Here is a 12461-nt window from a genome sequence, read left to right as displayed (position 1 = left end):
ATTTATTAGTCGAACCTGACCAGGTCCTTAAAGATGAGTTTGCCCCAGCTATTTCCGTGCGCCTGCACAAGCAGTCCGCCTTCCGAAAGCCCACCCAATTGGATTGGTGAAAAACCGAGATTTTTTGCAAGCTCACCGATCTCAGCTGCGGCACTGTCATCGTCGCTTGCCAGATAAACGACTCTCCTTCCACCATGTACGGCAGGATCTTGCTCAAGAATGGCAGCGCCCAAATGGTTAAAGCCCTTAACCAGCTTCCCGCCGGTGAAGGCTTGCGCAACGACCCTTGCGGAAGGCTGTCCTCCCAGTTGCTCAAGCGGCACGCCATAGGCGTTGGTCACATCGACGATGGTTTTCCCCTGCCAGGTGGGCAGCGCCTTCGCGACCTCTGGGTGCGACTCGAAACGCACCGCCAAAAAGATAACGTCCGCCTTCAGGGCTTCCGCCAGTGTGGTGGGAATGATCCCGGGTCCGATAGCGGCCGCGGCTGATGAAAAGCTCTCCGGGTTGCGTGTGGTGGCAACGGATACTGCGATGCCCTTGCGGGCAAACGCGTTGGCTAAGGCCTGGCCGATTTTGCCAAAGCCGATTATTGCGTAGTTAGCTACTTTGTTTTCAGATATACTCATTTTGAAATTATTTTATTTGGATAATGTCAATTACTTAGACAAATAGGTCATGCCGCCGTCAACAAGGATTTCAGCACCCAGCATAAACAAAGAATCATCAGAGGCCAGGAAAACGGCTGTTTTACCAATGTCGGAAGGTTGCCCGATCCTGCCGATCGGCATTTGATCTGCAAAATGTTTTTTTACAGCTTCCATTTGTTCTGCGGGAACAAACTTGTCAAATGCAGGTGTATCTGTTGTGCCGGGTGTGATCACATTTGCCCTGATCTTCCGATCTAAAAGGTCGCTTGAAAATGCTTTGGCTAAATAGATCACGGCTGCTTTTGCAGCGCCATACAGCGTAAAATTCGCATAGGCCCGGTGTGCCGCATTTGACCCGATCAAAATAATAGAAGCACCGTCATTCATATAAGGCAGTGCTTTCTGAACAGTGAAGTAAACACTTTTCAGGTTCAGGTCAATGGCCTTGTCAAACGCTGCTTCATCAAAGGTGGCCACTGTGCCTACAGCTCCTGCACCCGCATTAGCTACAACAACGTCTATTTTACCAAATTTTTCTGCTGTGGCGGCAAACACCCTTTCCAGGTCGGCAATGTTGGTTACATCTGCATTGATCGCTATAAAATTATCTCCGAGTTGGGCTACAGCGCTGTCTAAGGTTTCCTGGTTTCTGCCAACAATAACGCCTTTAGCACCTTCATTTTTGAATTCCTGGGCTATGCCGAACCCAATGCCACTATTACCCCCTGTAATAACTGCTACTTTATCTTTTAACCTACCCATTTTCAATTATTTTAAATTTGTTTCGCAAAGATACTATCGATAGTTTATATTTGTAACTATTATAGTTTATTCTGGTAACCATAGGGTAACTACAAATTTTCAAAATATGAGAGACGAAAAATTTTGCGCTTCGAATTGTTCATTTACGAGAGCTATTGGCACTATTGGCAATAAATGGAAACCAATAATCCTCAATGTTATCGGCACCCGTACCATTCGTTTTGGTCAGTTGGATTCCATAGTACCACTCATCTCAAGGAAAGTATTAACCGAACAACTAAAAGAATTGGAAGAAGATGGACTATTGGCAAGATTGGCTTATAAGGAACTACCGCCCAGGGTAGAATATAAGTTGTCTGAAAAAGGCTTGGCTTTTTTGCCAATTTTAGAAAGTATAAAAGAATGGAATTGCAAATATGAGGTAGCTCCAATGCCCGGCGAGGCTGATAAAAAAAGCAGGATAAATTATGCCCGGACAGTGTAATATCGAAACTTGAGAATGAACGGAAATGAAAAGTTCCGATTATCTCATCAAAAGGCAATTTTCTCAATTCGTAATCTGACGGATTGGGAATTGTACACCGAAAGCAAATTGTCAGGAAATAGGTTCGATGTTTATTGGATGTCGTCCTACCATTTAGCTTGCGGTAGGTATTATTATCACCGCAGTCGGCAAAAAAGCCTTCAGATTTTCATCCAAAGGCTTTTTAACAATCTTTCCCATGCCGTTCCCATGGATGGGTTTAAATGTGGTCCCGACGAGAATCGAACTCATATCTAGAGTTTAGGAAACTCCTATTCTATCCGTTGAACTACGGGACCGTTATGGTTTACCGGATGTAAATCCGTAAACAGTTTGCAAAGGTGCAATTTTTCATTGAAAAATCACACCCCCTATACACAAAATTTGCTTATAGCTTATTTATGCATCTGTACATTTGAAACTTGCACATCTGCACATCTATCTACCTGATAACAGATCCGTTATGAAAATCATCTGCAGGCAATACAAAGCTAAGCTTGCCTTCACTATCCTCGGCCATCAGGATCATACCCTGCGAAAAAATACCTTTTATTTCGCGCGGCTCCAGATTTACCAGTATACTCACCCTTTGGCCAATAATAGCTTCGGGTTCATAATATTCGGCAATGCCCGACACTACGGTACGCACATCAATGCCGGTATCAATGGTCAGTTTGAGCAGCTTTTTAGTTTTAGCTATCTTTTCAGCTGCCTGTATGGTACCTGTGCGGATATCCATGGTGGCAAATGTTTCGTAACTAATGCTTTCTTTAGCTGGCTGTACCTCTACCGATTTTGGCGGCGCGGCGGCATCCTTTTTTGCCTGTAGTTTGTCCAGTTGATATGCTATTACCTCATCCTCTATCTTTTCAAATAACAAGGCCGGAGGGTTTAACTGGTGCCCATTGTTAAAATAGACCTCCTGATCATAATGGATCACCTCATTTGGCCAGTTCAGCATACCGATGATCTTTTTAGCGGTGGTTGGCAAAAATGGCTGCGCGCAGGTTGCCAGATGCCCTATCAGCAGCAAGCAATTGTGCAGGGCCTGCTTAGCCCCTTCAGGATCTGTTTTAATGGTTTTCCAGGGCTCTTTTTCGGTCAGGTAACGGTTACCCAGGCGTGCTATATCCATCACGGCCTGTAGGGCCTGGCGATAGCGGTAAGCCTCCAGGTTCTTTTCTATCTCATCGTAATAACCACCCAACTCGGCATTCAAGGCCGCGTCGGTTAGTTCAATGCGATCTGTTGTAGCTTCTACTTTACCCTCGTAAAACTTGTGCATCAGTATCATCACCCGGTTCACAAAGTTGCCTAATATGGCCACCAGTTCGTTATTTATACGTGCCTGGTAATCTTTCCAGGTAAACTCACTGTCGCTGGTTTCGGGTAATATCGAGGTTAGCACGTAGCGCAATTCGTCCTGCTTGTTTGGCAGCTCTTCCAGGTATTCGTGGAGCCAAACGGCATGGTTGCGCGAGGTAGAAAGTTTATCCCCTTCCAGGTTCAGGAACTCGTTGGCCGGTACATTTTGCGGCAAAATATATTCGCCGTGGGCATGTAATATAGATGGGAAAGTAATGCAATGGAACACGATATTATCCTTTCCGATAAAATGGATCAAACAGGCATTATCCTGCTCATCGGCCTGCTTTTTCCAGTATAGCTTCCAGTCTTTGTTGTTATCAATGGCCCATTGTTTGGTGGCCGATATATAGCCAATAGGCGCGTCCATCCAAACGTATAGTTTTTTGCCTTTGGCATCTGCCAGCGGAACGTCGATACCCCAATCCAGGTCGCGGGTCATGGAGCGCGGCTGCAGACCTTGTTTAAGCCATGATTTGCATTGCCCAAATACGTTTACCTTCCAGCTACCTTCCTTGGTATCTATCCATTGCTCCAGCCAGGGCTGATATTTATCCAGCGGTAGGTACCAGTGTTTGGTTGGTTTTAAAACCGGCGGTTTTCCGCTCAGGGTTGATACCGGGTTGATCAGGTCGGTTGGACTTAATGAGGTACCACATTTTTCGCACTGATCGCCGTAGGCATTCTCATTATGGCAATTAGGGCAGGTACCTATAATATATCTGTCGGCCAAAAACTGGTCAAAATCTTCGTCATAATACTGCTCACTTACTTTTTCAATAAACTCGTCCTTTTCATACAGGTTCAGGAAAAACTCCTGCGACAGCTCATGATGTATAGGCGATGAGGTACGGTGGTAAATGTCAAAAGCTATCCCAAACTGCTCAAAACTATCTTTTATCTGCTGATGGTATTTATCTATAATAGCCTGTGGCGTAGTGCCTTCCTTTTTAGCCTTGATGGTAATGGCGGCGCCATGCTCGTCAGATCCGCAAACGTATACTACATCCTTTTTTTTGAGCCTTAAATGGCGTACAAAAATATCGCCCGGGATATATGCCCCGGCCAGATGACCAATATGCAGCGGACCATTAGCATATGGCAGGGCAGATGTTATAGTGAATCGTTTGTATTTGTTGAGTTGTGACATGAAATATGCGGCAATGTAAATAAGCGGCAAAGATAATTCATTTAAGTCGGAAAGTCCGGAGCTGCGGATTTCTTTGTCCTAAAATCTTTTACCAGAATTGGAGAATGTACTATCGACCTTATTATGAAATTCAAACAGTCCAAAACTTTTTAAACCTTAATTTTAACACTTTTCGGTTCAAAAACAGGATAAAAACACATCAAAAACTGTCGAAAACTTATTCAAAACCACCCATTTTAACACTTTTTAACAAATTTTTGATGGGTTTTTAAAAGTTTAAAAAGTATTAAATATCTGAAATTCAAATAACTACATACAAAACGATCAGATTTTTATCCTTTTTGTCCCTTTATGCAAACGGCCCCGATTGCACTTTTCAAGCAATCAGGGCCGTTGGGTTGGTTTACTTAAAGATACGAAAAATGATTGGCTTGTGCAAGAGGGATGCGGGTTGGATTGCGCAGAACCAACTCACCCTGGCGTTGCTTCGCTCGCCATCCTCTTCGCCTGTGGCGCAAAGCGGGGGTGAAATTGCAAATAAAACCATGTCATTGCGAGCGCAGCGTGGCAATCTCCTCGCTTGTATATTGAACTCGACGAGATTGCTTCGTCGTTCCTTCTCGCAATGACATATAGGAAACTGTACTTGGTGAGGGTAGGATGAGTCGGCTCCGCGGCTTTGATTTCTACCAGCCCCGCAACAAGCAAAGAAAACTTTTACTATAATTGCTTATGGATAAACCAGCCGATACCGCTTCTTCCGGACTGCGCCCACCCTATTTAAAAAAGGGAGATAAGATAGCGATCACCTGTCCGGCTAAAAAGCTGCCCAGGCCTATGGATGATGCCGTAGCTCTATTACAATCATGGGGACTGGAAGTGGTTTTGGGCGATACCGTGACTGCCTCCTACCACCAGTTTGCCGGCGGCGACGATCTGCGTGCGCATGACCTGCAGCGTTTTATTGACGACGATAGCATCAAAGCCATTATAGCGGCGCGTGGCGGCTACGGCACCATCCGAATGATTGATAAGGTTGATTTCAGTCGTTTTGCTCAAAAACCCAAATGGCTTATTGGTTTCAGCGATATTACCGTGTTGCATACCCATCTTTTTGCCAACTACGGGGCCCAAACCATTCACGGGCAAATGCCGGTTAACATCCCCGATGCGTCCAAACACTCGCTGGACACGCTGCGTATGGCCCTGTTTGGCGAGGCCTTAAGTTATAATTATCACGCACATGCCTTAAACCGCAGTGGCGAAGGCAAAGGAATATTGGTGGGCGGTAATTTATCCCTACTGGTAGCCGTAGCTGGCTCGGTATCTGATATCGACTATAGCGGCAAAATATTGTTTATAGAAGATGTGGGCGAATATCTTTATTCGGTCGACCGAATGCTGCGCAGCCTGAAACGGGCTGGCAAGCTCGCTCAACTCGCGGGCCTGGTAGTAGGCGGCTTTACCGACATGAAGGATAACGATATCCCCTTTGGCCAAACCGTACCCGAAATTGTTATGGACATTGTGCAGGAGTATGATTATCCCGTATGTTTTGATTTCCCGGCCGGGCATATCCCCGATAATTGCAGTTTAATATTCGGCAAAGAGACGCGGTTATCTGTACAAGGGCAGGAAGTAAGCTTAAATTTCATTTGATAGTAGGCGAACAAAAGAATGTTTTTAATATCGAACACAGAATTTCCAATATCAAATGATGAATGGAAAAATCGGTGTTGGATATTAAAAATTCATTATTCGATATTATTTTTTCTCCCAGTTCTCTCCCCACGGGAGGGGTGCGGCTGGCATGAGTGCGAAGGCAGGGAGGGGTTTATACATGCGGCATAAACCCGCAATGGTGCAGAAACCCCTTCCTCCCCTTCCCGAGGGAAGGAATCGCACGGGGCCAGGGCTTTTAATGGTGGTCAGGCCTCTGCTCAACCCTTCGACGGAGCTCAGGGTGACAGCCCTCCTTGGGTACATTATTTATTCGTCATGTTTGATTTTTCCTTTCTGAAAGGAATTTTTATATATTAAAACCAAAATTCAATCACACTAACACCTTCACCATTATAAATTATGGCAGTACTGAGCAACTTAAGCAATTACAAAAACTTTGGCCTTCTGGTCATCCGCCTGGGTCTGGGCATTACCTTTATTTTTTATGGTTACCCTATGCTGATGGGTGGGGTAAGCGGCTGGAAAGAGCTTGGCCATTCTACCAGGCACATCGGCATACATTTTTGGCCGGTAGTGTGGGGGTTCCTGGCAGCGGCCACCGAGGCTTTTGGCGGCTTTCTGCTCCTGATCGGCTTTGCCTTTCGCCCGGTATGTATATTGATGATATTGACGCTTATTGTAGCCGCAGCCACTCATTTAGGCGAGGGCGAGGGGCTTAAGGGCGCTATTCATGCCATTGAAGATGCCCTGATATTTGCAGGCCTTTTATTTGTTGGTCCGGGTAAATACAGCGTGGATAAAAAATAAGCCGCTCGGTTTGGGACTGCAATAAAAAAGGGATTTGCCATTACGGCAAATCCCTTTTTTATTGTTTAAATGTTACAGCTAGTTATTTAGGCATAACGTTTTTGTCAAAAAACAGCTTGGTTGTTACTACATCGCCGCCAATTGCTGCAGATGCTGCTTTATAATTAGCAGGGTTTACACTTGACTCATCAACCGGGTATTTAAAACGAACCGGGAAATCAGAGAAAGCACCTGTTGCCGGTTTATAAAGTACCGGGAAATCCAATCTCCTGGTTTCAATCCACGCGTCCCAGCCCCTATTATAATTGGCAACCCATTTTTGGATAGCCAGGTTATTAAGGCTATACGGATTAAGAGCTAAATAAGCAGTTGCATCTCCCGCTTTCCAATAAGCAAATGATTGCTGAACGCCTTTTGCATAATAAATGGCAGCGGCATCTCCGTCTGTTAGTAACCCTTTTTCCTTTGCTTCGGCCAAATAAAACTGAACTTCAGCGTTGTCAAGTAATAAACCGGGGGCTGTAGTTGTTGTTATCGCAGGCCCTACATGCGAAAAGCTTTCGTAGTTTGCTTTTACACCAGGATCAGCACCTAAATATATTCCCGGATCAGTCGGTTTTGCCTTATAAAGGGTAAAAAATACTGCTGCACGAGGGTCAAGGATCCCATTACTGTTATTTAACTGGTTAACTAATGTAGCATTGGCTACAAAATCATTCCTGCCGCTTTGAACAAGGTCAACCCATATTGGATTGGTATTTGGTGTAGCAGCCTGGTATACCAATGTAGCATTATCTGCATTATCTGTGAAAACACCTGCAGCAAATGCTGCCTTAACAGTTGTGCTGGCCAAAGCTGCGTCATAATCAGCAATGGTCATACCCATTTTTAATTTAAATGAGTTACCAAATTTTTTCCATTTAGCTACATCACCACCGTAAATAATGTCGGCACTCCCCAAACTGGTTGTACCACTTAGCGCGGCCAGGTCAGCGTCTAAACGTTTTAACAGATCTTTATAAATCGTTGCCGCGTCATCATATTTCGGGAAGTTATTTTTAGCATCAAATGCCTGCGTATACGGAACATCACCATAAGTGGTAACCAAATAATAAAAGGCATAAACCTGTAATATATCTGCGATAGCGATATCATTCTTTTTTACAACATCGCCCACTATGGTCGGGTCGCCAGGGATAATGTCTTTAGCTAACTTTAAATTGTTTGATACATCCCGGAATAAGCTATTCCACATAGCCCTGTTGATGTTACGGGTATCAAAATTATAAAGACTTTCGTCGTTATAAGTGGTTTCCTGCCATTGTTGCTCTACCAACCTGAAAACGTTATTATTTACGTTTGCTGATGTAAGCGCATTTGAAAGCACCCGCTCGGCCTGCGTAATCAATGTTGGGGCAGGTACCGTAGGGAAAAGCTTAGGGTTGGTATTCAGGTTTTCAAAATCCTTTTTGCACGCTCCCAGCATAAGCAGTGGAAGTAATGCCCATATATATTTTTTCATATTGGTTAAAATCTTACTTTTAAGTTTAAGGTAAACGTTCTTATTGTTGGGAAAGCACCACTCTGATAACCTTGAAGGTTACCGGCACCTAAAGTTTCTTCAGGATCTGAGTATGGAAGATTTTTGTGGATGATCCATAAGTTCCTTCCGCTTACAGCCAGATCTACACCTTTAATTGGGCCCCATTTTGAAGTGAGGCTTTGAGGGAAGGAGTAGTTTAACGATGCCTCACGCAATTTCACATAACTTGCATCGTAAACAAAGGCAGCTGCCGGATTATGCTCATAACCATATAAACCGGTAGCATCATTGCGAACCCGAATCGCGTTCTTGGCGCCAGCTGCGGTAACACCTTGTATAATTACACCACCACCGGTAGCCAAAGAGTTTCTTGATGGATTACCCAGGTCATTGTTACCAACAGTTTCAGGATATAAACCCGTATCCATACCATAATAGGTATCTAACGAGAATACGTCACCACCTTTACGGATATCGATCAGGAAGCTTAAAGTAAAGCTTTGAACACGTACAGAGTTGGTAATACCGCCTATCCAGTCGGGGTTAACATTACCTATAGTGCTATTGCTTGGTGATTGTTTGTAATATCCGGCATTGTCACCAGTTTGATCAACTACACGGCCTCCATCTTTTTTGGTGTATGGCTTTCCGTTAATGTCAGTATAAGCTGTACCGCGAATATCACCATAAGCATGGCCCAATGTAGCATTCAATGACACGCCACCCTGGAACGGTGATAGCAACAGGTTTTCTGATTTCTGACCTGTCGGATCAGTATACAGTTCCACAACCTTATTGTTGTTCTTAGTGAAATTAACACCAATTTTCCAGGTTACCATTTTACTGTTTACCGGAGTACCGTTTACAGCAACTTCCACACCCCGGTTACGTAAAGTACCTGAGTTAATATAGGTAGAGTTATACCCTGTAGCTGTTGATAAGGCAACAGGTAATAATCCATCAACCGTTTTGGCATCATAATAAGTGAAATCAAAACCTAAACGACTGTTAAAAAACTGCATCTCTAAACCGGCTTCTTTTGCCTTTGAACGTTCCGGTTTTAAGGCTGCATTATTCTGCGTTGTTCCGATAGCCGATTGTGGGTTTGAACCAAATGGCGTTCCAAATGCATAGAAGTTTTTGGTATTTTGAGCCTGTCCGCCATTGCCTACTTCGGCATAGTTAACCCTTACTTTACCGTATGATAACCAGCTGTACTGTTTAAGCAATTCTGAGAAAGTAAAGCCCAGGTTAATTGCTGGATAATAAAACTTGTTACTGTATGATGGTAAAGCCGATGAAGCATCACGACGTAATGTTCCGTCTAAAACCAGCATCTTCTTATAAGTAAAAGTTGCACCGGCAAATAAACCGTCTACTTCGTACCTGATATCATTTTCGGCAGGGGCAGCCGGCGCGTTTTTAGAGTTTGCCAGAGCATAAACGTCAGGGATGATCAAACCACCATTGGTAGTTGCCGAAATTAACTCATAACGACTTTTACGAACGTTAACACCCAGCAAACCTTTAAAATTCAAGTCGGGGTTGATGTTTTTGTCAACTGTTGCCAGGAAGTCTAAATTGGTTTCGTTGAAGTTGATATTTCTCCTGGTATAAGCAGATACGCCTTGCGAACCAAAAGCACGTCTTTCTTCTTGTAACATGGAGTAATTATCAACTGTTACACGGCCCAATAAGTTTAACCAGTCGTTAACCTTATAATTCAAACTCACATTACCAAAATAGCGGTTGAGCCTGTCTGTTTGGAAGTTTTTATAACGGGTCCAATATGGATTATCCTGAAAATTAGGAACCAGGTTGGTTGGGCTTTTCCAGTTCCAGGTAACATCTTTTCCACCCGATGCAAAATAGGCATCTTTTTGCGCCAGAATATCCGTATTCATCTGCCACCATTGCCTAAAGTTACGTACAACGTTCTCGGCCTGGTAACCACTGCCATAACGCCCTATACCATCGGTACGGGTATAATTAATACTTGCGCCTGCGGTTAACTTACTGGTTATTTTGTAAGTACTTGCAAAATCAAGACTATTGTTCAGTATATTACTGTTTGGCAAAACACCGGTTTGGTTATTACGGGTATAGCCTAATTTGAAAGATCCGTTTTCGCCACCATTGGTTATAAATAAGCTTTGGTTGTTGCTCACCTGGGTTTTGAAGAACTTAAGCGGATCATTTGCCGCGGCAACCCATGGTGTTGCTTTTCCAAAATTTGGAGAAGTAGGAACAAAGGAGTCCCATTGATAAACGTTTAAATTAGAATCAAACCTATGGCCATAAGAGGCATCTTCATGCATTGGCGCAACCAGGTCAGGGGTTCCATCGCCATTAACATCCTGTGTCAGGAAATAACCACTTGGATCAATACCATCTTTTTTATTATAAATAGGGCCATAACCAGCACCATACTCATGCTGATACGTTGGTAATGTTTTTTTATCAACACTACCTATACCAAAACTGCTGTTAAAGGCAATACCTAAACCCTTACCTGGCTTTTTAGTGGTGATCATGATTACGCCATTGGCACCGATAGAGCCATATAAAGCGCTGGCCGCTGCACCTTTAAGTACAGTAACAGATTCAATATCATCCGGATTAATATTGGAAATTGGCGAGCCGTAATCATAACCGCCCCTGCCTTGTTCAACATTACCTCCGTTGGTTCCGGTATTAGCACCGGCATTGTTTGTTCCTCCATTACCTGCACCCGGGCCGCCATTGTTTATAGGCACACCATCAATAACAAATAATGCCTGGTTTCCGCCTAACAATGATTTGGTACCACGTAAAACCACATTGGTTGACCCTCCTAACGCGTTGTTTTGCCTGATCTCTAAACCTGCAACTTTACCTGAAAGACCGCTTACAAAGTTTGCATTACGTTGCTTGCTCACCTCATCGCCGGTAACCTGCTGGGCCGCATAGGCCTGTTGGTTACGGGTTCGGTTTAAGCCCAACGCGCCTGTTACAACAACTTCGCCAAGTTGCTTGCTTGACATGGTAAGTCGTACGTTTACAACAGGGCCCCTTACCTGTACTTCTTGTGTTGCATAGCCAATGAAGCTAATGATTAGTGTTGAACCCTCCGGAACACTTAACGTGTATTTTCCGTTGGTGCCGGTTTGGGTACCGGTTGTTGTTCCTTTTACCTTGATGGTAACTCCCGGGATAGGCAGGCCGTCTTCCAGGCCTGTAACCGTACCGGTAACTGCACGATTTTGTGCAAATGTTTGTGTAATTGATAACAGCAGAAAACACAAACTTACTAGTAGAAGTTTTTTCATTTTTTGTGATAAGATCTGTTAATGGTTAATACTCAATGAACTGTCTGGTTATATTATAATATATTTTGCAGAATTACAATATAACACCGGGTCGATATTACGTAAAATATTATAAAATAATCGATTATTTTTCAAATTATTGGCTCATATTTATTGCATATATCATCTATAATGTCTACCTGATACATATTTTATTGGGAGTGTTCGGGGATCCATATTGGTGATAGCCTACCTATTGTATTTGTGTGTAAAATGGACACTCAGGAGGTGTTTGCAGGCTATTTCGGATGTCTTGTATCGGCTGGTCTTTTATTTGTTTGGTCCGGGCAAATACAGTGTGGATAAGAAATAATTTTGCGCATCTATTTTAAAACAAAAAGGGTGGTCTCCGTTGTAGAAGCCACCCTTTTTAGCTATCATGCCTGATAACCATTAAACATCAAGGTTTATCCTCCGCTATCACAAGAAAAGGTTTAAATGCTATTTTGGGGTTGATGAAACTGACCATGGGCTTGATCTTCATTGCCTGCAAACCGATGTATAATACCTGCAAATAAAAAACCACATGGTATAAGATAAGCTAAATAATACACATTTTTCCAGTAGGGATAAAGTATAAAAGCTACTAGCAAATTAACAATACTTCTTTTCATTTTTCGCTGAGTTTAAA

The 12461-nt window shown here is 43.5% G+C and carries 9 protein-coding genes and 1 tRNA gene; 3 read left to right on the top strand and 7 right to left on the bottom strand.

The window, feature by feature from the left end:
* Window positions 1-5 precede the first annotated feature (5 nt).
* Both AC57BQ_RS23870 and AC57BQ_RS23865 read right to left on the bottom strand, forming a co-directional pair.
* On the bottom strand, window positions 6-629 hold the full coding sequence (locus AC57BQ_RS23870; RefSeq protein ID WP_496408638.1) for an NADPH-dependent F420 reductase: 624 nt from the start codon (window positions 627-629) through the stop codon (window positions 6-8).
* A gap of 30 nt (window positions 630-659) precedes the next feature.
* Window positions 660-1412 (bottom strand): glucose 1-dehydrogenase, encoded by a 753-nt coding sequence (locus AC57BQ_RS23865; RefSeq protein WP_496408637.1) that lies wholly within the window; start codon window positions 1410-1412, stop codon window positions 660-662.
* Window positions 1413-1518: 106 nt separating this feature from the next.
* Between AC57BQ_RS23865 and AC57BQ_RS23860 the strand changes: the two genes are divergently transcribed.
* Entirely contained in the window at window positions 1519-1896 is a 378-nt protein-coding gene (locus tag AC57BQ_RS23860) for a winged helix-turn-helix transcriptional regulator (RefSeq protein ID WP_496408636.1), read from the top strand.
* A gap of 266 nt (window positions 1897-2162) precedes the next feature.
* On the opposite strand, the gene AC57BQ_RS23855 is transcribed toward AC57BQ_RS23860, so the two are convergent.
* Window positions 2163-2234: transfer RNA gene (locus AC57BQ_RS23855), tRNA-Arg, on the bottom strand.
* Between the two features lie 143 nt (window positions 2235-2377).
* The gene (gene metG / locus AC57BQ_RS23850; RefSeq protein WP_496408635.1) at window positions 2378-4450 is read right to left on the bottom strand and encodes a methionine--tRNA ligase; all 2073 of its coding nucleotides are present in this window, start codon (window positions 4448-4450) and stop codon (window positions 2378-2380) included.
* A 732-nt stretch (window positions 4451-5182) separates the two neighbouring features.
* Here metG and AC57BQ_RS23845 point away from each other — a divergent pair.
* Window positions 5183-6109, top strand: coding sequence for a S66 peptidase family protein (locus AC57BQ_RS23845; protein WP_496408634.1), 927 nt, complete (start codon window positions 5183-5185; stop codon window positions 6107-6109).
* 423 nt (window positions 6110-6532) lie between these two features.
* Window positions 6533-6940, top strand: a complete 408-nt coding sequence (locus tag AC57BQ_RS23840; RefSeq protein WP_496408633.1) for a DoxX family protein — start codon at window positions 6533-6535, stop codon at window positions 6938-6940.
* An 82-nt stretch (window positions 6941-7022) separates the two neighbouring features.
* Here the strand turns inward: AC57BQ_RS23840 and AC57BQ_RS23835 are convergent, their stop codons facing one another.
* The 3 genes from AC57BQ_RS23835 to AC57BQ_RS23825 form a co-directional block, all read right to left on the bottom strand.
* Window positions 7023-8462 carry a SusD/RagB family nutrient-binding outer membrane lipoprotein gene (locus AC57BQ_RS23835; protein ID WP_496408632.1) on the bottom strand — a complete coding sequence of 480 codons (1440 nt, stop codon included), beginning with the start codon at window positions 8460-8462 and terminating at the stop codon, window positions 7023-7025.
* A gap of 5 nt (window positions 8463-8467) precedes the next feature.
* Window positions 8468-11791 (bottom strand): SusC/RagA family TonB-linked outer membrane protein, encoded by a 3324-nt coding sequence (locus tag AC57BQ_RS23830; RefSeq protein WP_496408631.1) that lies wholly within the window; start codon window positions 11789-11791, stop codon window positions 8468-8470.
* Between the two features lie 473 nt (window positions 11792-12264).
* Window positions 12265-12444: a hypothetical protein gene (locus tag AC57BQ_RS23825; RefSeq protein WP_496408630.1), complete on the bottom strand. Its 180-nt coding sequence runs from the start codon at window positions 12442-12444 to the stop codon at window positions 12265-12267.
* Window positions 12445-12461: the final 17 nt, after the last annotated feature.

The sequence above is a fragment of the Mucilaginibacter sp. BGA-UO-ETr-C110 genome, assembly GCF_059567985.1.
The sequence above is the reverse complement of the archived record's forward strand: the minus strand, read 5'-3'. Positions and strand labels throughout refer to the sequence as shown.